The organism is Ruegeria sp. BHSA118 (assembly GCF_059613405.1).
Genome location: NZ_JBXWSM010000039.1, coordinates 19,441 through 38,280, shown reverse-complemented (window position 1 = coordinate 38,280; position 18,840 = coordinate 19,441). Strand labels below are relative to the sequence as shown.

23 protein-coding genes are annotated in these 18,840 nt (G+C 59.2%); 15 read left to right on the top strand and 8 right to left on the bottom strand.

The genetic code is table 11. From position 1 onward, the window contains the following. The 6 genes from serA to AC2FNN_RS13095 form a co-directional block, all read left to right on the top strand. On the top strand, positions 1-1,231 hold a 1,231-nt coding region (gene serA / locus AC2FNN_RS13120), incomplete at its 5' end, for a phosphoglycerate dehydrogenase (protein ID WP_496759008.1). Positions 1,232-1,350: 119 nt separating this feature from the next. Next, positions 1,351-2,079, top strand: a complete 729-nt coding sequence (locus AC2FNN_RS13115) for a metallophosphoesterase family protein (protein WP_496759007.1) — start codon at positions 1,351-1,353, stop codon at positions 2,077-2,079. A gap of 35 nt (positions 2,080-2,114) precedes the next feature. Beyond that, the gene (serB, locus tag AC2FNN_RS13110; RefSeq protein ID WP_496759006.1) at positions 2,115-2,993 is read left to right on the top strand and encodes a phosphoserine phosphatase SerB; all 879 of its coding nucleotides are present in this window, start codon (positions 2,115-2,117) and stop codon (positions 2,991-2,993) included. 41 nt (positions 2,994-3,034) lie between these two features. Further along, on the top strand, positions 3,035-3,364 hold the full coding sequence (locus AC2FNN_RS13105) for an ArsR/SmtB family transcription factor (RefSeq protein ID WP_496759005.1): 330 nt from the start codon (positions 3,035-3,037) through the stop codon (positions 3,362-3,364). Beyond that, a complete protein-coding gene (locus AC2FNN_RS13100) occupies positions 3,352-3,780 on the top strand; it encodes an SRPBCC family protein (protein ID WP_171638619.1) in 429 nt (142 codons plus the stop codon). Before AC2FNN_RS13105 ends, AC2FNN_RS13100 begins: the two co-directional genes overlap by 13 nt. 22 nt (positions 3,781-3,802) lie before the next feature. Next, complete coding sequence (locus tag AC2FNN_RS13095) at positions 3,803-4,123, top strand: YciI family protein (RefSeq protein WP_209505048.1); 321 nt, start codon at positions 3,803-3,805, stop codon at positions 4,121-4,123. A 5-nt stretch (positions 4,124-4,128) separates the two neighbouring features. On the opposite strand, the gene AC2FNN_RS13090 is transcribed toward AC2FNN_RS13095, so the two are convergent. Continuing rightward, the gene (locus AC2FNN_RS13090; RefSeq protein WP_496759004.1) at positions 4,129-5,127 is read right to left on the bottom strand and encodes an asparaginase; all 999 of its coding nucleotides are present in this window, start codon (positions 5,125-5,127) and stop codon (positions 4,129-4,131) included. Positions 5,128-5,306: 179 nt separating this feature from the next. On the opposite strand from AC2FNN_RS13090, the gene AC2FNN_RS13085 reads away from it, so the two are divergent. The 4 genes from AC2FNN_RS13085 to AC2FNN_RS13070 all read left to right on the top strand — a co-directional run bounded on the left by AC2FNN_RS13085 (position 5,307) and on the right by AC2FNN_RS13070 (position 8,364). Beyond that, entirely contained in the window at positions 5,307-5,843 is a 537-nt protein-coding gene (locus tag AC2FNN_RS13085; RefSeq protein WP_171119964.1) for an invasion associated locus B family protein, read from the top strand. A gap of 142 nt (positions 5,844-5,985) precedes the next feature. Next, on the top strand, positions 5,986-6,156 hold the full coding sequence (locus AC2FNN_RS13080; protein WP_496759003.1) for a hypothetical protein: 171 nt from the start codon (positions 5,986-5,988) through the stop codon (positions 6,154-6,156). A 117-nt stretch (positions 6,157-6,273) separates the two neighbouring features. Then, complete coding sequence (rlmN, locus tag AC2FNN_RS13075) at positions 6,274-7,461, top strand: dual-specificity RNA methyltransferase RlmN (protein ID WP_496759002.1); 1,188 nt, start codon at positions 6,274-6,276, stop codon at positions 7,459-7,461. A 285-nt stretch (positions 7,462-7,746) separates the two neighbouring features. Further along, positions 7,747-8,364 carry a cytochrome P460 family protein gene (locus AC2FNN_RS13070; RefSeq protein ID WP_496759001.1) on the top strand — a complete coding sequence of 206 codons (618 nt, stop codon included), beginning with the start codon at positions 7,747-7,749 and terminating at the stop codon, positions 8,362-8,364. Between the two features lie 6 nt (positions 8,365-8,370). On the opposite strand, the gene AC2FNN_RS13065 is transcribed toward AC2FNN_RS13070, so the two are convergent. The 3 genes from AC2FNN_RS13065 to AC2FNN_RS13055 form a co-directional block, all read right to left on the bottom strand. Continuing rightward, positions 8,371-10,029, bottom strand: a complete 1,659-nt coding sequence (locus AC2FNN_RS13065) for a U32 family peptidase (RefSeq protein WP_496759000.1) — start codon at positions 10,027-10,029, stop codon at positions 8,371-8,373. A gap of 64 nt (positions 10,030-10,093) precedes the next feature. After that, on the bottom strand, positions 10,094-10,432 hold the full coding sequence (locus AC2FNN_RS13060; protein WP_496758999.1) for a hypothetical protein: 339 nt from the start codon (positions 10,430-10,432) through the stop codon (positions 10,094-10,096). Beyond that, positions 10,429-11,349 carry a DnaJ C-terminal domain-containing protein gene (locus AC2FNN_RS13055; RefSeq protein WP_496758998.1) on the bottom strand — a complete coding sequence of 307 codons (921 nt, stop codon included), beginning with the start codon at positions 11,347-11,349 and terminating at the stop codon, positions 10,429-10,431. Before AC2FNN_RS13055 ends, AC2FNN_RS13060 begins: the two co-directional genes overlap by 4 nt. A 160-nt stretch (positions 11,350-11,509) precedes the next feature. Between AC2FNN_RS13055 and AC2FNN_RS13050 the strand changes: the two genes are divergently transcribed. Continuing rightward, a complete protein-coding gene (locus AC2FNN_RS13050) occupies positions 11,510-11,893 on the top strand; it encodes a hypothetical protein (RefSeq protein WP_496758997.1) in 384 nt (127 codons plus the stop codon). On the opposite strand, the gene AC2FNN_RS13045 is transcribed toward AC2FNN_RS13050, so the two are convergent. Together AC2FNN_RS13045 and AC2FNN_RS13040 are read right to left on the bottom strand one after the other, a co-directional pair. Then, positions 11,894-12,991, bottom strand: a complete 1,098-nt coding sequence (locus AC2FNN_RS13045; RefSeq protein WP_496758996.1) for a cystathionine gamma-lyase — start codon at positions 12,989-12,991, stop codon at positions 11,894-11,896. Positions 12,992-12,994: 3 nt separating this feature from the next. Further along, positions 12,995-13,837 (bottom strand): LOG family protein, encoded by an 843-nt coding sequence (locus AC2FNN_RS13040; RefSeq protein WP_171638604.1) that lies wholly within the window; start codon positions 13,835-13,837, stop codon positions 12,995-12,997. A gap of 79 nt (positions 13,838-13,916) precedes the next feature. Here AC2FNN_RS13040 and AC2FNN_RS13035 point away from each other — a divergent pair, with 79 nt between their 5' ends. From AC2FNN_RS13035 to dapD, 3 genes are all read left to right on the top strand, one after another. Then, a complete protein-coding gene (locus AC2FNN_RS13035) occupies positions 13,917-14,828 on the top strand; it encodes a threonine/serine dehydratase (protein WP_496758995.1) in 912 nt (303 codons plus the stop codon). A gap of 44 nt (positions 14,829-14,872) precedes the next feature. After that, on the top strand, positions 14,873-15,472 hold the full coding sequence (locus AC2FNN_RS13030) for a GntR family transcriptional regulator (protein ID WP_496758994.1): 600 nt from the start codon (positions 14,873-14,875) through the stop codon (positions 15,470-15,472). A gap of 108 nt (positions 15,473-15,580) precedes the next feature. Further along, entirely contained in the window at positions 15,581-16,408 is an 828-nt protein-coding gene (gene dapD, locus AC2FNN_RS13025; protein WP_496758993.1) for a 2,3,4,5-tetrahydropyridine-2,6-dicarboxylate N-succinyltransferase, read from the top strand. 138 nt (positions 16,409-16,546) lie between these two features. Here the strand turns inward: dapD and AC2FNN_RS13020 are convergent, their stop codons facing one another. After that, on the bottom strand, positions 16,547-17,104 hold the full coding sequence (locus AC2FNN_RS13020; RefSeq protein WP_496758992.1) for a hypothetical protein: 558 nt from the start codon (positions 17,102-17,104) through the stop codon (positions 16,547-16,549). Between the two features lie 336 nt (positions 17,105-17,440). On the opposite strand from AC2FNN_RS13020, the gene AC2FNN_RS13015 reads away from it, so the two are divergent. Continuing rightward, entirely contained in the window at positions 17,441-17,785 is a 345-nt protein-coding gene (locus AC2FNN_RS13015; RefSeq protein ID WP_496758991.1) for a DUF8846 family protein, read from the top strand. On the opposite strand, the gene AC2FNN_RS13010 is transcribed toward AC2FNN_RS13015, so the two are convergent. Next, a complete protein-coding gene (locus tag AC2FNN_RS13010) occupies positions 17,782-18,840 on the bottom strand; it encodes a transporter substrate-binding domain-containing protein (protein WP_496758990.1) in 1,059 nt (352 codons plus the stop codon). The two genes, AC2FNN_RS13015 and AC2FNN_RS13010, sit on opposite strands and share 4 nt — an antisense overlap.

Sequence of the window (18,840 nt, the reverse complement as noted above, 5' to 3'; positions counted from 1 at the left end):
CTCGACTTCGACCCATGCGGGCAAGTGGGAAAAGTCCAAGTTCATGGGGATCGAGCTGACCAACAAGACACTCGGCGTCATTGGTGCGGGGAACATCGGTGGCATCGTGTGCGAGCGTGCGCTTGGCCTGAAGATGAAAGTCATCGCCTATGATCCCTATCTGGGCGAAGAGAAAGCCGCCAAGATGGGCGTGGAAAAGGTTGAGCTGGACGAGTTGCTGTCGCGCGCTGACTTCGTCACCCTGCACGTGCCGCTGACGGATCAGACCCGCAATATTCTGAGCCGTGAGAACCTTGCCAAAACCAAGAAGGGCGTGCGCATCATCAACTGCGCTCGTGGTGGTCTGGTGGATGAGGAGGCTTTGGCCGAGGCGCTGCAATCCGGTCACGTTGCTGGCGCCGCGTTTGACGTGTTCGGTGAGGAACCCGCCAAGGACAACCCCCTGTTCAATCTGCCAAACGTGGTCTGCACGCCGCATCTTGGTGCAGCAACGACTGAAGCGCAGGAGAATGTGGCGCTGCAGGTGGCCGAGCAGATCTCGAACTATCTGCTGACAGGTGCGGTCGAGAACGCTTTGAACATGCCCAGTGTGACGGCGGAAGAAGCCAAGGTGATGGGGCCGTGGATCAAGCTGGCCGGCCATCTGGGCAGCTTCATCGGCCAGATGACGGATGAGCCGGTCAAGGCGATCAATATCCTGTATGATGGTGTGGCCGCTGAAATGAATCTGGCGGCGTTGAACTGCTCGGTGGTCGCCGGGATCATGAAAAAGTTCAACCCCGAGGTTAACATGGTGTCGGCCCCGGTTGTTGCCAAGGAACGTGGGATCAAGATCTCGACCACCAATCAGGACAAATCGGGTGTTTTTGATGGCTATATCAAGGTCACGGTCGTAACGGACAAGCGTGAACGGTCGATCGCTGGTACGGTGTTCAGCGATGGCAAGCCGCGTTTCATCCAGATCAAGGGCATCAACATCGATGCCGAGGTCGGCGCTCATATGCTGTACACCACCAACGAAGACGTGCCCGGCATCATCGGCACGCTGGGTCAGACCATGGGCGAGAACAACGTCAACATCGCGAACTTTACCCTCGGTCGATCCGAGGCCGGCGGAGAAGCGATTGCGTTGCTTTATGTCGACGAACCCGTTCCGGCTGAGGCACGCGCCAAGCTGGCGGAAACGGGTCTGTTCACGCAGATCAAGCCGCTGGAATTTGATGTCGCCTGACGTGGCCTGTTGAGTTTGAGAAACAGTTCAGGACCCGGTTGACCGAAGGCCCGGGTCCTTTGTTTTCTCAGGCTGCAATCTGCGGCACAAGCGAGCTGAACCTTACCGTCGGAGGACCTATGACACAGCCTGTCTACGTTGTTGGTGATCTGCACGGGCAGGTGGCCGAGCTGGAACGCGCGCTGTCTCTGATCCAAAGTGATGGCGGCCCGGATGCCCAGATCGTGTTTCTGGGTGATTATGTGGATCGCGGCCCTGACAGCCGCGGGCTGATCGAGCGTCTGATTGCCGGGCGCGATGCGGGCCTGAAGTGGATCACTCTGCTGGGCAATCACGATCGCATGTTTGCCTGGTTCATGGAGGACACTCCGCGCCACGATCCGCATTTGTTGGTGGGATACCACTGGCTGCATGACAGGTTGGGCGGGGTCGAAACCCTGCGCAGCTATGGGGTGGAATTCGAAGGTCAGATCCGCCTTGAAAACCTGCACCGGATGGCACAGGCAGCCGTGCCGAAATCGCACCTGACCTTTCTGCGCGATCTGGTGGTGATGCATCAGACGCCCGAGATTGCCTTTGTTCATGCGGGTATCCGTCCGGGTGTGCCACTGAATGAACAGCAGGCAAGTGATCTGATCTGGATCAGACAGGACTTCCACGACTACCAAGGCCCGCATCCCAAACTGATCGTTCATGGACACACGCCTGTGGATCAGGCGACGCATTATGGCAACCGGATCAATCTGGACACGGGGGCCGGGTACGGACGCCCGACGGGCGTCGCCGTATTCGAGGGACAGAATTGCTGGGAACTGACCGAACAGGGTCGAACACCGTTGACGCCCTGAGTCTGCTCGCCTGGGTATGACATTGGAGAATTAATATGTACGTCGCCACTTTGCTGACCAACCCGGCTGCACCCTCGCTGGACCGCGCCTTGCCGGAATCGCTGCGCAACGCGTGGGGCGGTGGGGATGTTCAATGGCTCAGCCCGGACGAGGCGGTCGAGTTTGACCTGCGCGACATGCCCGCCAATCGCTGGGACGTTTGGGCAGACTTGCAGGGCATGGGCGTGGACCTGATTGTGCAGCCCGCACAGGGGCGGCGTAAACAGATGCTGCTGGCCGATATGGACAGCACCATGATCCAGCAGGAATGCATTGATGAACTGGCGGACGAAGCTGGCGTCGGCGAAAGGGTCAAGGACATCACCGCCCGCGCCATGAACGGAGAGTTGGATTTCGAAGGTGCCCTGATCGAACGGGTTGGTCTGCTGAAGGATCTGGATGAAAGCGTCATTGGCAAAGTCCTGCGCGAACGGATCACCCTGATGCCCGGCGGACAGGCGTTGCTGGCAACGATGCGGGCTAACGGAGCCTATGCTGCGCTGGTGTCCGGTGGCTTTACCGCCTTCACCGCGCGGGTGGCAGAACTGCTGGGGTTCGATGAAAACCGCGCCAACACTCTGCTGGCCGCAGATGGCAAACTGACGGGCGATGTGGCGCGTCCTATTCTGGGACGTCAGGCCAAAATCGAGGCGCTTGAACAGATCTCCACTCGCCTTGGCCTGTCCGAGGATGACGTGATCGCCGTCGGCGACGGGGCCAATGATCTGGGCATGCTGGGGCGGGCCGGAACCGGGGTTGCCCTTCATGCCAAACCGTCGGTGGCCGCGAAATGCGATGTGCGGGTGAATCACGGCGACCTGACGGCACTGCTTTACCTGCAAGGGTACAGTCGCGCGGATTTTGTCGAATCCTGACAGGGCTTTTCATTATTTAACATTTGTGTTAAATAATGGTCATGAGCACGCTTCTGACCACCTTTTCCGCTTTGTCCGATGCCACCCGGTTCTCGATTGTCGAGCAACTGATGGAGCAGGGCGAACTGCCCGCCGGTGACCTGATCGAAGGGCGCGGAATCTCCGGCGCTGCGATTTCGCGCCATCTGAAAGTATTGCGCGAAGCCGGGCTGGTTGAACAGCGCGTGCGGGGCACCCAACGGATGTACTCCATCCGGCCCGACGGGCTGCGGATGATTGCCGACTGGACGATCTCCAAACGGCAATTCTGGGAAAGCAGCCTCGATCGCCTCAGTGATATCATCGAAAGGGAGAATTCATGGCCGACCTGAAACTGGAACGGGACTTCCCCGTCAGCCCAGAAGACCTGTTTGCATGGATCAGCGACGGCAGCCGGTTGTTGCAATGGTGGGGGCCCGAAGGGATGCACGTGCCTGAACACAATCTGGATTTCTCGCGCACCGGCCCGTGGTATTCGGTCATGGAAAACGGCGAGGGCCAGCAATACAAGGTCTCGGGCCACGTCACGCATGTCGACCCGCCGAACTCGGTCGGGTTTACCTGGGGCTGGCATGACGATCAGGATCAGCGCGGGGCTGAAAGCCACGTCACCTTCACAGTCACAGCGACAGGCACAGGGTCACGCCTGGTCTTGGACCACCGCGAACTGGCCGATGCCGAAGCCGCCGCGAACCACAATCAGGGCTGGACGTCTTCGCTGCGCAAACTCGAAGCGAAGTGCAAATAAGGTTTCATCAGGGAGGAGCGATATGCCCCAATATTTGTTTGTCTATCACGGGGGACACACCCCGACCGACCCCGCCGAGATTGAGGCGACCATGGCCGCTTGGGGCGCATGGTTTCAGGGTATGGCCGAAGCGTTAGAGATCCCCGGCAACCCGGTCGGACAATCCTATACGGTCAGCAGCAGCGGGGTTGTCGACAATGGTGGTGCAAACCCGGCCTCGGGCTTTACCGTGATCAAGGCCGACAGCATCGACGCCGCGACCGAGATGGCCAAGGGCTGTCCGATGGTTGTCAACGGCTCGGGCTCGGTTGAAGTGGCCGAGGTGCACGAGATCGAGATGTAGCGGCCTTAGCCGGGGAAACCCGGCGCAGGTTTGATCACGCCGCATTCCAGCCCCCGGCGGCTGTATTGCGTGGCGTTCATGAATTTGCGGGTGGCCGGGTGATCGGCCTCCAGCACACCAAGGCTGACAAGAATGGCGGCAATCGCGCATTCGCTGGCCCGTGTGGTGCCATCGGTGATCTTCAGCGCAACGCCCATGCGTTTTTCCGGGATGATGGCCACGAACACGGCCTCGGCCCCGGTCTTGATGGCAACACGTCCGTTCATCGCGCGCATCAGTTCGGTGCAGGCGCGGGTTTCCCCGGCAACCAGTTCCGGGTGTTTGACCATCGCGGCCACAAGCTGAGCTGCTGCGTCGCTGGAGCGATCAGACCTGTCCGAAGCGCTGGCAAACCAAGCCATCGAACGTGCCAAACCGAAAAGCGATGTGGCGAAATTCGGGGCGGAACAACCATCGATGCCGTATGCCGGGCTGGTCTCGCCTGTTGTTTCTTCGACGGCAGACAGGCAGGCTTGTTGCACCGGATGATCAATTTCAAGGTATTCCGGCCCGGCGCCCATGTGCTGTGCCAAAGTCAGAAACCCGCAATGTTTGCCCGAGCAATTGTTGTGGATCTGGCAAGGCGTGTCGTCCGCCAAAATCAGCCGGTCGCGCGCGGCGGTGTCGGCGGGTTCCTGTGGGCCGCACCGCAGATCGTGCTCGTTCAACCCAAGATGGTCCAGCCACGCCGTCACGCGATCCGTGTGGATTGCCGCCCCGTTATGCGAAGCGCAGGCCAACGCGAGGAGTTCGCTGGTCAGGCCGTATTTCGCCGCTGCCCCTGATGTGACCAACGGAAGCGCTTGAATCATCTTGGCGGATGACCGCGGGTATATGACGGATTGTGGGTTGCCCCAACTGCGCACGATCTGGCCCGTGTCATCGCAAATAACCGCATGACCCAGATGCAGACTTTCCAGCAGAGGGCCGCGCCAAAGTTCTGTCATGGGTACGGGCTGCGTCATCTGGACCTCCGAAATTTATGCGCAAAATTCTGCCAATCGCCCTTTCGCCTGTGGCGAAACCTGCGTTAGTGTGTGTATGTCGGCAAACATCGGAAGACGCAAACGAATAGACGAACCGGCAGGGTTCGCAGACGTGTCCGATGGGTATGAGGTAAGGGTCGAGCTAGGAGGCTGGACAAATGGGATCAATGCTCGTTCGTACGATTGCGGGCCTGTGTGTGGCAGGCATCGCCGCAACTTCTGCAATCGCCCAACAGGCGACAAGCACCAACCGCGTTGCTGCAAAAACGGATTGGAGCGTTTTTGTCGAAGACGATCCCACCGAATGCTGGAGCGTTTCGGCACCCAAGGAAACCGTGAACACCCGCGGTGGACGCGTGGTTTCCGTACGACGCAGCGATATCCTTCTGTTTGTGTTCTATCGTCCGAATGCCGAGGTGAAGGGCCAATTGACCTTTACCGGCGGCTACCCGTTTGCCGCGGGTTCGACGGTGAACCTGAACGTGGACGGGACCGAGTTCGAACTGTTCACAGAAGGCGAATGGGCCTGGGCCGCGTCGGATGCGGATGATGCCAAGATCATCACCGCCCTGAAGCGCGGAACCGAGGCTGTTCTGACCGCCCGGTCCGAGCGTGGGACGCAGACGAAAGACACCTTCTCGCTGCTGGGCTTTACCGCAGCGATTGAAGACGCTGAAAAGCGCTGCACCAACTGATCTTATCGCGCCGATTGTTCAAAAGGCCCCGCCTGGTCGCGGGGCTTTTGACGTATGGTAATCTGCCAGTTTTGATCCGCATCAAAGTTTCGCATCCGGCAATGTGAACTAAGTGGTTCAGCCACTGAGAGAGGACATCGTGATGAAACAGAAAACTTGGATCACTCTGGTTCTGGCCGCATCCGTCGCAGTACTGAGCGCTTGCGAGAAGACCGCGGATTCCTATCCGATATCGGGCGAACAATGTGGCCCGAAAGATCCGGTTCAGACCCTGGACGCCAATGATTGCTATACACCGCCGCCGGTAAACTGATCAAAAAGGCCCGGCATGTACATCGTGCCGGGCCTGCCGGCCCAGGAAACCTTTTGATCTTTGCGCAGGTTCCTATATAGAGGCGCATCCCAAGTCCGATTCCTTTGAGATACGCCAATGTCGCCCAAAGCGCCGATCACCCAAGACGTCATGACCATCCCGCGCAAACTGCCCGACGGGAAGGTGAACCTTGTCGGCCTTACGCGCGACAGGCTGCGCGACACCTTGATTGAACACGGCACGCCCGAGAAACAGGCCAAGATGCGCACCGGCCAGATCTGGCAATGGATCTATCAATGGGGTGTGCGCGATTTTGCCCAGATGACCAATCTCGCCAAAGCCTATCGCGCACAACTGGCCGAGCATTTCGTCATCGAAATCCCCGAAGTGGTGACGCGTCAGGTGTCCGAGGATGGTACCCGTAAATACCTGTGCCGCATCGCCGGCGGGCATGAGGTCGAGGTGGTCTATATCCCCGAGGAGGATCGCGGAACCCTGTGCATCTCGTCCCAGGTGGGGTGCACGCTGACCTGTTCGTTCTGTCACACCGGAACCCAAAAACTTGTAAGAAACCTGACATCCGCCGAAATCGTCGGCCAAATCATGATGGCGCGCGACGATCTTGAGGAATGGCCAACCCCCGGCGCACCAAAGGACGAAACCCGCCTGCTGTCGAACATCGTTCTGATGGGCATGGGCGAGCCGCTTTACAATTTCGAAAACGTCCGCGACGCGATGAAGATCGCCATGGACCCCGAGGGCATTTCGCTGTCGCGCCGGCGGATTACCCTGTCGACCTCGGGCGTGGTGCCCGAGATCGCGCGCACGGCCGAGGAAATCGGGTGCCTTCTGGCGATCTCGTTCCACGCCACCACCGATGAAACCCGCGACGTTCTGGTGCCAATCAACAAACGTTGGAATATCGAGGAACTGCTGACCGCTTTGGCCAGCTATCCCAATGCTTCGAACTCTGAGCGGATCACGTTTGAATACGTGATGCTGGATGGTGTGAATGACAGTGACGAAGACGCGCATCGTCTGATCGATCACATCAAGCGCCACAAGATTCCGGCCAAGATCAACCTGATCCCGTTCAATGAATGGCCCGGTGCACCGTACAAGCGCAGCTCGAACAACCGCATCCGCGCCTTCGCCAACATCATCTATCAGGCCGGCTATGCCTCGCCCATCCGCAAGACGCGCGGCGAGGACATCATGGCGGCTTGCGGTCAGTTGAAGTCGGCAACCGAACGGGCGCGCAAATCACGCAAACAAATCGAGGCTGAAACGGGTCTGAGCCGATAGGGTTTGGTCGATCTCGGCTTGGCTTGATCAGATCGCGCCGAAAGTGTTTTCTGGCTCCGTCCGCACGTCAAAATTGTTTTGTTCAAACTTAATGTTTCAGATGCTGAAACCACATGCATAATTTGCTATATTTCTCGTGCCCGTCGCTGAATTTGCCTCTTCAATTCGATGCACAAGCCGGTGAGGTGTCCGGGTGAGAGGTGGCAAGTTTTTGCGATTCCGCTAGACTGTTTCAGGTGGTGCAGAAGGCGCTCAGGTGAACTGAATTTCAGGTGGGCCACGATTATGAATGCAAGTTCTTTTTCGATCATCCGTTATGGCGCCGCTGCGCTTGCTATCGTTTCAGGTTCAGGCTTGGCTGTCGCTGACGGCCAGGACGCTCATATCGCAATCGAAAACCCTGCCCAGCTGAACAAACAGGAGGCTTTGGAACACTACCGATCCCTCGACCGCCGCATGGCGCGGGGCTACGCCGTGGCGCAACTGGACCTGATCCTCAACTACCAAAGCTGGCCGCTTTTCAACGATGCGCCCTATATTTCGGCGACCCACGGACAAAGGTATGTGAACAGCTATGCCAATCGCATGGCGCATAACTACGCGACGTTGCAGGAAGGTGAGGAACTTCCAATGGGGTCGGTTCTTGCCAAGGACAGCATGACCGTGACGGATGAAGGTCGCGTGTATCCCGGGGCCATGTTCATAATGGAGAAACTGGCAGAAGGTGCCAGCCCGGACACGGCGGATTGGCGTTACATCATGGTCTTGCCGGACGGTTCGGTGTTTGGGGACACTATGGGCGACCGCGCCGGTGCTGTGGCCTATTGCCATGTCTGCCACGAACAGGTGGCAGATCGGGACTATACGTTTTATGTACCGGAAGACTATCGAACGCGCGATTGAGCCAGCTCAGGCTTTTGCGTCCGGCAGCTTCAATTCCGTTGCTTCGCGGCGGCTGAGCTGTTCGCCCTGCTTGCGTTTTGACAGAACTTCGCGGGCCAGCGCGTATTTCTCGTCCTGCCAGAAAATCAAGCAGCCGTTGCAACCTTTGCCGCAGCAACCCTCGGTGCCGATGCGGTTGGTTTTGAACCGGCGTTCGTTACCGTATTCGCCGATCTTTTCAACCAAGGCGTCGCGGCGGCGGGCATAGGCGCCAGGATTGTCACGGCCCGTGGTTTCCAACCCCTGCACCAGCTTGTCAAAGCGGATGCGGCTCCAGTGTTCGTCTGTCAGGGCGCGTTCCTTGCGCAGGACGGAATAGGCGGGGAACCGGGCGCGCAGATCGTCGGCATCCTCGTGGTCGAACAGGGTGAAGGGCAGGCGGATCACTGTTTTAGTGCTGCCATGCACCACGTCCATCCGCGCACCATCGGATGCGCGTTCGAAATCATAAACCCGCAGCAGAACCGTCTCGCGCGAGATGGGCGAGACGAAATCCAGCACATCGCCCGGTTCCAGCTTGTTCTTTACCTCGACCAGAAAGGCATCCTCGGTCACTTCGGTCACGATCCCCGCATACTCCCACTGCGCGATCGAAGCGGTGTGTTCGTAGTCATGCGCATAGTTGGTCAGCCGCCCTTCGTGGAAGGCCAGCGTATAGCCGCGGTTCCCGACGGTTTCGAGTTCGCGCATATAGGGCTTCGGATCCCAGTTCTCGGGGTCCGCGTGATAGTCGTCGATGGCCATCCGGTAGGCCCGGGCGACGATGGCGGCGTAGTATTCCGACTTGCCGCGCCCTTCGACCTTGAGGCTGTCGACGCCGATCTTCAGGTATTCGTCCAGCTTGGGCATGATGCACAGATCGCGCGAATTCAGGATATACGATCCGCGATCATCCTCCTCGATCGGCATCAGGTCACCGGGGCGGCAGCCTTCTTCCAGCAGGAACTCGAACAGGTCGGCGTTTTCCTCGGTGATGCGGAGTTCCTGATGCGTGCCGTCCTTGAGGCGCAGCTTCAGGCCATAGTTCCAGCGGCAGGAATTGGCGCAATTGCCCTGGTTGGCGCCGCGTTCGGCCATGAAGTTCGACAGCAGGCAGCGGCCCGAATAGGTCATGCACATGGCACCGTGGACGAAGGCTTCTAGCTTGATATCAGGGCATTTCTCACGGATCTCGACCAGTTCGGGATAGGAAACCTCGCGGGCCAGAACCACCAGTTCTGCGCCCTGATCCTGCCAGAACTTCACCGACAGCCACGAACAGATATTGGCTTGCGTCGAGATATGCAGCGGCAGTTCCGGCGCTCGCTCACGGACATATTGGAACACACCCGGATCAGCGATGATCAACCCATCGGGCTTCACCTTGCGCACAGTGTCGATGTACTCATCCAGTTTCGGGATGTCTTTGTTATGCGAAAACAGGTTCAGCGTCAGATAGGCGCGTCGGCCATGGTTGTGGCAGAACTCGACCCCTTCGATCACCTCGTCCAGCGAAAACTCGGACTTGGTGCGCAGCGACATATCCGGCGTACCCAGATACACGGCGTCTGCCCCATAGAGGATGGCGAGTTTCAGTTTGCGCAGATTGCCCGCAGGCATCAGCAACTCGGATCTGGGCTGGGTCATGGAAGCTACCTGACAAAGGATCAAGGCGGCCTTCTACGCCAAATGGGTCGAGTCCAAAACCCCATTATCTGCGACGGAACCGCGCTGTACCGATGACCTTGACCAGTTGCTGCCGCACCGGTTCGGGTTGTGCCTCGACCGCGTTCAGAACCTCGCGCAGTTCGGCGCGCAGCCCATGCATCTGATCAATCAATGAGATCATCATCGACAGCGCATCGGCCTCCATGTCGTACTGTTCATGCAACTCGCAGGCCAGTTCCAGCCGGGCAACGTCGATACTGTGATAGACCAGCCCTTGATCCGATTGTTCCGGAATCACGATTTCCGCCGCCAGGTATTCGGTCAGGCGGTCCGAGGTCAGGCGCGAGACGGTTTCGATCAGTTCCTTTTCGGTCAGGGTCATAGCTGCATTCCTTTCCGCGGATCGTAGCGGTGCGTATCGCGCCAGGTCTCCATGAACTGCCTGAGGTCATCATCGACCTTGTCAGGCATCGCAACGGTCAGTTCGATCAGTTGGTCGCCGCGCTGGGATGAGCCGCGTTTTTTCACCCCTTTACCGCGCAGGCGAAGGGTCTTGCCGCTGCTGGTGCCCGCTGGAACATTGACGTTCACACCGCCATCGATGGTGGGGGCGGCGACTTTTCCGCCCAGAATGGCCTCATCGATTGTGATCGGCAGCGTAATAAGGATGTCGTCGCCCTGACGTTCAAAAACCGGGTGCTTGGCGACCGAAACCGTCACCAGTGCGTCACCCGGAGGGCCTTCGCCATATCCCGGCGCGCCTTTGCCGCGCAACCGGATGGTCTGGCCGTCGGTGATCCCTGCCGGGATTTTGACCTCGATCCGGTCGCCGTCGGGCAGGGTCAGTTTCTGACTGGCCCCGAACACGGCATCAAGGAAGCTGATTTGAAGCGAGTAGTTCAGATTGTGGCCCGGTGCGTGAAACTCTTGGCCGCGCTGGCCGCCAAAACCGCCGCGACCGCGCATGAACTCGGCGAAGATGTCTGACATGTCGTCGGGATCTGCCTGACGCCCGCGATAGGGGTTTCCAGCGGCCTCGGCATAGTCCCGGTAATATTGCTGTTGCGGGCGCTCCTGACCCGAGGCGTCTATTTCCCCGTTGTCGAAACGCGCACGTGTTTCAGGATCTTTCAACAGATCATAAGCAGCGGCGGCGGCCTTGAACTTGGCCTCGGCCGTGGCATCGCCGGGTTTCAGGTCTGGGTGGCATTCCTTGGCAATACGCCTGTAGGCTTTCTTGATCTCGGCTGCGCTGGCGTCTTTCGGTACGCCAAGGACGGAATAGGGATCGTCGCTCATCTCACACTCACGGGTCAGGGACAGGTCTGATCTTGATGAATGTGTTCTACCACGTGTTTTCAACGGGTCAAAAGGAAGAGGCGATTGAATTGTCTCGAAAAAACTCAGAAGCCTGCTAATATCTTCATATTTCTGATTGTAGATTGACGGAGGCCATCCCATGTCGCGCAGAATCAAATCCGCTTTGGCCCTGCTGGCCGGCAATGCCATCGGGCTGTTGCTGGCTTCGCTGATACTGGCCGGTTTCGCGATCAAGCCGATCTCATTTATCGTGGTTGTGATCGTTTTCACCGTCGTTCAGGTGATCGCCGAGCCCTTGATACTGAAACTTGGCGAAAAGAAAGCGCCCGCATTGAAAGGCGGGATCGCCCTGGTCGTGACATTTGTGGGCCTGTTCGTAACCGACCTCATCGCGTCGGGGCTGACCGTTGGCGGGGTTTCGAACCTGCTGGCGGCAACGCTGCTGGTCTGGCTGGGGGCGTTGATCGCCAGCGTTGTGCTGCCGATCTACGTGTTCAAAGAACTGCGTGAGCCCAAGAAGTAATCACAGCGCGTTCAGGCTGGCCTCGATGGCTTGCCACAGCTCTTCCACGGGTTCGCATCCGACGGACAAGCGAATGAAGGCCGGATCAACGTCGTCGCCCCAGCGCGCGCGCCGCTCGGCCGAGCTGTGGACACCCCCGAAAGACGTGGCCGGGCGCAGAAGCGGGCAATTGTTGATGAAGGCTTCGGCTTTCTCTTCACTTTCCAGTGTCAGGGACAGCAGAAACCCGTAGCGTGCCGTCTGTGCCTGCGCCAGTTTGTGGGATGGATCGCCCGGCAGACCCGGATAGCGGACCTGTTTAACTGCGGGATGTGACGTCAATCGTTCGGCCAACACCTGCGCCGAGCTGCACATACGGTCGAAGCGTACATCCAGCGTTTCAAGGCCGCGGTGCAGCAGCCATGCTTCATGTGGCCCCGGAATCGAGCCGGAAACTTTCCGCCATTCCTCGACCCGTTCCATGATGTCGTCGTTGCCGCTGGCCACATGACCCATCAGCATGTCGGAATGCCCGCCCATCGCCTTGGTGTCGGACGAGACAACCACATCGATGCCCAGATCGAGAGGACGCTGACCCAACGGAGTCATCGTCGTGTTGTCGGCAATAGTTATGCCCCCGGCAGCGCGCACCTGTTCGGCAACCACTGCCAGATCGATCATATCCAAACCGGGGTTTGAGGGGCTTTCTACAAAGACAACATCGAACCCGTCAAAACCGCCGTTGGTAAAGGCGACAGTGGGTCGTTCCTCGACGGTCACGCCCAGACGTGAAAGGAAACGATCCGCCAGCAGGCGTGTCACGTAGTACCCGTCCGACGGGATCAGCAGGCGTGATCCGGCCTTCAGGGTCGCGAACAACGCTGCCGAGATCGCTGCCATCCCCGAAGGGAATGTCAGGCAGGGCGCGTCTTCCAAATGCGACAGAACATGCTCCAGATGCTCCCAGGTTGGGTTGTCGACGCGGCCATAGGTGCGCAAACCTTCCGTCACGCCGGGCAGGTGGTACATGCTGCTTTGGGTAAGCGGCAGGGTTACCGGCTCACCGGCGTTCAACGCATTTCCACGCAGATGCAGCATCTCTCCGGTCTTGGGTGCCATGGTTCAGCGCCCCGGAATTTCGTCGCGGGGTGGGGCGGGCTCCCAGTTTTCGATGATCTCGACCGCTTCCTGCGCCGTGTCCACAAAGCGGAAAAGGTCAAGATCCTCGTCCGAGATGGTTCCGGCATCCGCCAGGGCTTTCCAGTTGATGACCTTTTCCCAGAATTCGCGACCAAACAGCAGGAAGGGCACGCGGTCCATCCGGCCGGTCTGAATCAGGGTCAGGGATTCGAACAGCTCGTCCAATGTGCCGAAACCACCGGGGAAAATCGTGATGGCGCGGGCGCGCATCAGGAAGTGCATCTTGCGGATGGCGAAATAGTGGAAGTTGAAGCTGAGATCCGGCGTCACATAAAGGTTCGGGGCCTGTTCGTGCGGCAGAACGATATTCAACCCGATGGAACATCCGCCCGCGTCCTGTGCCCCACGGTTGCCTGCCTCCATCACACCGGGGCCGCCGCCCGTGACGATCACGTTTTCACGGCAGCCGGTCTCGTTCGATTTCACGGTCATCAGCCGCGCGAACTCGCGCGCCTCGTCATAATAGGCCGACAGACCAGCCAGCGTTTCCGTTCGTGCGGTGTGTTTCTGCGATGGTTCAGGGATGCGCGCGCCGCCGAACATCACGATGGTCGAGGTGATCTCGCGCTCGCTCATGATCATCTCGGGTTTCAACAGTTCCAGTTGCAGACGTACCGGGCGCAGCTCGTCCCGGCACAGGAATTCATCATCGGCAAAGGCAAGGCGATAGGCGGACGATCGCGTTTGCGGCGTGTCCGGCACTTCGCTCGCGGTCGAGCGATCTGTCTGCGCATCGCGAAACGGATTGTGGCGGTCTTCTCTCATGGGTGATCGATCCCTGCTTGCGTGTTTTCCAAACAGCTATAGGGTTCGCGGGCAGAGCGCCAGTCACGGAAAGACAAGAATGAATTGGAAAAACGAAATATCAGCGGCGCGGGATCGCATCGCCGGACATACGCAGGTGACGCCGGTGATCGAGAGCCGAATTCCGGGCCACCCCATTGAACTGAAGCTGGAGCATATGCAGCACACGGGCAGTTTCAAGGCGCGCGGTGCGTTCAATACGTTGCTGAGCCTCGACGTACCCGATGCAGGTGTCGTGGCTGCATCCGGTGGCAATCATGGTGCGGCGGCGGCCTTTGCGGCGCAGGCGCTTGGTTATCCGGCCAAGATTTTCGTGCCCGAACTGGCAGGGCCATCCAAGATTGCATTGATCCGGCAATCCGGCGCGGATCTGAGCGTTGTGCCCGGCGAATACGCCAATGCGCTGACACAGGCGCAGGCGCATGAAGCGGAAACCGGAGCGATGCAGATACACGCCTATGATGCGCCGGCTACCGTGGTGGGGCAGGGGACCTGCTTTGCGGAATGGGATGCGCAGGGTCTACAGGCAGATACGGTGCTGGTCGCCGTGGGCGGGGGTGGGCTGATCGCCGGGGCGTTGGCCTGGTTCGACGGTGCGCGCAAGGTCGTAGCGGTCGAACCCCAGACCTCTTGCGCATTGAATGCGGCGTTGCAGGCCGGTGAACCGGTGGATGTTTCCGTATCCGGGATCGCGGCAAACGCCCTGGGCGCGCGCCGGATCGGGCAGATCTGTTTTGATTTGGCACAGGGGATGACGTCAGTCCTGGTGTCGGATGATGCCATCGCGGCGGCTCAGAAGATGTTGTGGCAGGCGCATCGTATTCTGGTGGAACCGGCGGGCGCCACGGCGTTGGCAGCCTTGACCTCGGGCGTGTACCGGCCCGAACCGGGCGAACGCGTGGCCGTTCTGGTGTGCGGTGCGAATATTGCGCCGGACCCGCTTGCGGGGTGAATTATCTGGTTGAGGATGGGTCTTGTAGATTTTATCTATAATTTATGACCGCTACGATCTCGGACACGATTTACCAGAACCTCAGCCAGCAGATCATCACCGGAGAGCTGAGCGCCGGGGAAAAGCTGCGGCAGGATCATATTGCCCGCACCTTCGACACCAGCCATGTTCCGGTGCGGGAAGCCCTGTTGCGGCTTGAGGCGCATGGATTGGCCCGGCATGAGCCGCGCCGGGGCATGCGGGTCACGGCGCTGGACCCGGCAGAGGTGCGAGAGGTCATCGAAATGCGCGTGGCGCTGGAAACACTGGCGTTGCAGCAATCGGTGCAGAACATGTCTCCGGTCGCTTTGGACAAAATCGATCGCGCACGCATCGCCTGTGACGAGGCGCAGACGATGCCCCAATGGGAGGCGTTGAACAGAGCATTCCATCGCGCGATCCTGACACCTTGCGGGCTGCCCCGTCTGTTGCACACCATCGACGATCTGCATATCGCAAGCGCACGCCACTTGTTTGCGCACTGGCGGTCGAAATGGGTGCAGCAAACTGACAAGGATCACGCGGCACTTGTTCAGGCACTCAGGCGGAAGGACCTGGGTACGGCAAAAGGTATTCTGACCCGACATATACGCCGCGCCAGCTGATTGCGGGCCTTTCAGACGCAAAATGGCCCGTGTTCGTCGCATTGCGCCATGGGCCCGGCTTGCGTATAGGCCAAACCAACATGAACAGATTCTGTAGGGAGACGCCCCATGTCCAACGCGCAACTGGAAGCCGCCATCGAAGCCGCCTGGGAGGCGCGCGACACGATCACACCCGCCACAGCAGGTGAACAACGCGAAGCGATCGAAGACACGCTGAACGCGCTGGACAGCGGGTCGCTGCGTGTTGCTGAAAAGCTGGAAAACGGCGACTGGCATGTGAACCAGTGGGCCAAAAAGGCGGTTCTTCTGGGCTTTCGCATCAAGGACATGGAAATCCAGACTGGCGGTCCGCAGGACGGCGGCTGGTGGGATAAGGTTGACAGCAAGTTCGCCGGTTGGGGTGAAAATCAATGGCGCTCGGCCGGGTTCCGTGCGGTTCCCAACTGCGTTGTCCGCAAGTCGGCCTATATCGCGCCGGGCGTGGTGCTGATGCCGTCCTTCGTCAACCTTGGCGCCTATGTGGATGAAGGCACCATGGTCGACACCTGGGCGACGGTCGGCTCCTGCGCGCAGATCGGCAAAAATGTCCATCTGTCGGGCGGCGTAGGAATCGGCGGCGTGCTGGAGCCGATGCAGGCCGGCCCGACCATCATCGAGGACAACTGCTTTATCGGCGCGCGCTCCGAGGTGGTCGAAGGCTGCATCGTCCGCGAAGGCTCGGTTCTGGGGATGGGCGTGTTCATCGGCAAATCCACCAAGATCGTGGATCGGGAAACCGGCGAAGTGACATATGGCGAAGTCCCGCCCTATTCTGTGGTTGTCGCGGGTTCGATGCCGTCAAAGAACAACATCAGCCTGTATTGTGCGGTGATCGTGAAGCGTGTGGATGAAAAGACCCGGTCGAAAACCGGCATCAACGAATTGCTGCGGGACTGATCGCCCCGGTTGTACAGAAAGGCCGGAGCTGACCGCTCCGGCCTTTCCAGTTTTTGGGGTGTTTAACTTATGCGACCGAACTTTGGTCTGAGCCTGTCCTGAGATTGTGTCCTGGCTCAGACGAACGCTCTGTGTGGGTCAGCGATTTTCACCCTGCATAGCGTCAACTTCTGAGTTTCCTGCGTTGGTTTCCGTGCCTTCGCTTTCGTTATCGCCGCCGCCTTCGTTGTCGTCGCCGCCTTCGTTATCGCCGCCGCCTTCGTTATCGCCGCCGCCTTCGTTATCGCCGCCGCCTTCGTTATCGCCGCCGCCTTCGTTATCGCCGCCGCCTTCGTTGTCGTCGCCGCCATCGTTGTCGTCGCCGCCTTCGTTGTCGTCGCCGCCTTCGTTGTCGCCGCCGCCTTCGTTGTCGTCGCCGCCTTCGTTATCGCCGCCGCCTTCGTTGTCGTCGCCGCCTTCGTTGTCGCCGCCGCCTTCGTTATCGCCGCCGCCTTCGTTGTCGTCGCCGCCTTCGTTATCGCCGCCGCCATCGTTGTCGTCGCCGCCTTCGTTGTCGCCACCGCTCTCGCTATCGCCACCGCCGTCTTGGGCGTAAGCCACACCTGGCGTCACAAAAGACAGCACAGCGACAGCAGGTACTCCGGAAAGCGCAATCACACTTGCAGTTGTCATCATTAACTTGGACAGAACACTCATTTTAATTCTCCTGTAAAAATGACTTTCGCAGTGGCTCCAGCGTAGAGATGGCCTGTCTTCATCGTTGTGAAAGGCGGAAAACGCGTCGAACTCAGCAGAAAATGGCTAGAATCGCGATTCAAATGTGGCAAAAATGTGCCCGATTCAACTTAAGGAATGGAGTTGAAGTGCTGCTCAATTTTTGGGCGAAAATGGGGAAGGGGCTTTGCTGAGTCGCATTCCTGCAAATCCTCGGGGCCTGTGGGGCGGGCAGGGGGCTGCGGAAGATCCCACGCTCAAAGCCTGGACCGATGGAAGCAGTTGACCCTTCAAAACACCGCGCGTAATGCAGGGCCCATGGAAAAGCAAAAGAAGCCCTCTCGTCAGCAAGTCTATACCCTTCTGGTCCAGATCGGCCGCAAGGACGGCGACGGGCTGCCGGACGGTGCGACGGGGGCGGCACTGATCTGCTACGCCAGTGGTGTGGACGAAGCCGAGGCCGTGCGCGAGACGGTGGCTATTCTGAAGCAGGCCGACACCGCGCCTTTGGATGTCACCGGCTACGGGACCCTAGCCGAGCGTGAGGCACAGGGACATGACATCGAACCGGACGAACGTGCCCTGATGCAGCGCGCGCTGGATGAAAACGCCGTTATCGTCGCGCAGATGACACCGTTCTTCGGGGACGAGTCGCAAGCCTAGTTCCGTAAGCCGAACCATTTGCGGTAGATTTCGTCATAAGTTCCGTCTTCGCGCAATGACAACAGGGCCTGGTTGACATCCTCGACCAGAGGCGACCCGGTCGGGAAAGCGATGCCGTAATTTTCGCGCAGGAAGACGCCGCCTGTCATCGAAGCCGTTCGCCGGCCTTCATGGGCCGCATAATAGGACAGGATCGGCGCGTCGAATACGATGGCATCCAGCTGTTTGGACTGGAACGCATCCAGCATCTGCTCCAGCCCGGGATAGCCGGTGAATTCAATCTCACGCCGGTTCAGAAAACTTGCTGCGGTCGAATCCGAGATTGTCCCGACATTTTTGCCATACAGGTCATTCACCGAATTCACGCTGCCCGTGATCGCATCCACCGTCATCACCGAGGTGATGCGGGCCGTGAAAACGGACACGATGAACAGTGACGAAACAACCAGAACGACACCCAGAAGTCGGCCGAAGGGCGTGCGCGGCATCCTCTCTTCGAACCCGCCGTTCACGACAAGGTTCAGCGCCCACCAGAACGAGGGAAACCAGGCTTCGTTCAGCTTGCGGTCGAAATAGGGTTGGGCACGGCGCTCAAAGCTCCACATCAGCATGCCGCCGCCCAACAGAATGGCAAAGGCCAGGCCGATGGCGATAAACAGCTCTTTAGAGAGCAGCGCATGCAGCAGCGAAGGCTGGCGCGCGGCTTCCGATGGGACCATGATCTGTAGGCCCGCCTCAAAGATCGGCTGGGTGAAGTCCATTTTCGTTTCCCGCAGCGCAGTGATCGAGATATTGGCAACTGCAAGATCCGCGGACCCATTCTGAACCGCCTCCAGCATTTCCGAGAATGAACCGACCCGATTGATGGAATAGTCCCAGTTCAGCGCCTCTGCCAGCGCGGCGAGCAGATCCATCGAAAAGCCGGTATCCGCACCGTCCTCGACATAGGAAAACGGGGGGCGGGTCACCGTCGTGACGGTTAGGGACTGTGCCATGCTCTGCTGCGCTTGGACGACGAAAGTCAGGCAGATCAGTGCGAAGAATGCGCGCTTCAT

Bases quoted from the DNA above. Each gene is read 5' to 3' on its own strand.
- AC2FNN_RS13115 (WP_496759007.1), top strand. From the start codon at position 1,351: ATGACACAGCCTGTCTACGTTGTTGGTGATCTGCACGGGCAGGTGGCC.
- serB (WP_496759006.1), top strand. From the start codon at position 2,115: ATGTACGTCGCCACTTTGCTGACCAACCCGGCTGCACCCTCGCTGGAC.
- AC2FNN_RS13105 (WP_496759005.1), top strand. From the start codon at position 3,035: ATGAGCACGCTTCTGACCACCTTTTCCGCTTTGTCCGATGCCACCCGG.
- AC2FNN_RS13100 (WP_171638619.1), top strand. From the start codon at position 3,352: ATGGCCGACCTGAAACTGGAACGGGACTTCCCCGTCAGCCCAGAAGAC.
- AC2FNN_RS13095 (WP_209505048.1), top strand. From the start codon at position 3,803: ATGCCCCAATATTTGTTTGTCTATCACGGGGGACACACCCCGACCGAC.
- AC2FNN_RS13090 (WP_496759004.1), bottom strand. From the start codon at position 5,127: ATGACGCAGCCCGTACCCATGACAGAACTTTGGCGCGGCCCTCTGCTG.
- AC2FNN_RS13085 (WP_171119964.1), top strand. From the start codon at position 5,307: ATGGGATCAATGCTCGTTCGTACGATTGCGGGCCTGTGTGTGGCAGGC.
- AC2FNN_RS13080 (WP_496759003.1), top strand. From the start codon at position 5,986: ATGAAACAGAAAACTTGGATCACTCTGGTTCTGGCCGCATCCGTCGCA.
- rlmN (WP_496759002.1), top strand. From the start codon at position 6,274: ATGTCGCCCAAAGCGCCGATCACCCAAGACGTCATGACCATCCCGCGC.
- AC2FNN_RS13070 (WP_496759001.1), top strand. From the start codon at position 7,747: ATGAATGCAAGTTCTTTTTCGATCATCCGTTATGGCGCCGCTGCGCTT.
- AC2FNN_RS13065 (WP_496759000.1), bottom strand. From the start codon at position 10,029: ATGACCCAGCCCAGATCCGAGTTGCTGATGCCTGCGGGCAATCTGCGC.
- AC2FNN_RS13060 (WP_496758999.1), bottom strand. From the start codon at position 10,432: ATGACCCTGACCGAAAAGGAACTGATCGAAACCGTCTCGCGCCTGACC.
- AC2FNN_RS13055 (WP_496758998.1), bottom strand. From the start codon at position 11,349: ATGAGCGACGATCCCTATTCCGTCCTTGGCGTACCGAAAGACGCCAGC.
- AC2FNN_RS13050 (WP_496758997.1), top strand. From the start codon at position 11,510: ATGTCGCGCAGAATCAAATCCGCTTTGGCCCTGCTGGCCGGCAATGCC.
- AC2FNN_RS13045 (WP_496758996.1), bottom strand. From the start codon at position 12,991: ATGGCACCCAAGACCGGAGAGATGCTGCATCTGCGTGGAAATGCGTTG.
- AC2FNN_RS13040 (WP_171638604.1), bottom strand. From the start codon at position 13,837: ATGAGAGAAGACCGCCACAATCCGTTTCGCGATGCGCAGACAGATCGC.
- AC2FNN_RS13035 (WP_496758995.1), top strand. From the start codon at position 13,917: ATGAATTGGAAAAACGAAATATCAGCGGCGCGGGATCGCATCGCCGGA.
- AC2FNN_RS13030 (WP_496758994.1), top strand. From the start codon at position 14,873: ATGACCGCTACGATCTCGGACACGATTTACCAGAACCTCAGCCAGCAG.
- dapD (WP_496758993.1), top strand. From the start codon at position 15,581: ATGTCCAACGCGCAACTGGAAGCCGCCATCGAAGCCGCCTGGGAGGCG.
- AC2FNN_RS13020 (WP_496758992.1), bottom strand. From the start codon at position 17,104: ATGAGTGTTCTGTCCAAGTTAATGATGACAACTGCAAGTGTGATTGCG.
- AC2FNN_RS13015 (WP_496758991.1), top strand. From the start codon at position 17,441: ATGGAAAAGCAAAAGAAGCCCTCTCGTCAGCAAGTCTATACCCTTCTG.
- AC2FNN_RS13010 (WP_496758990.1), bottom strand. From the start codon at position 18,840: ATGAAGCGCGCATTCTTCGCACTGATCTGCCTGACTTTCGTCGTCCAA.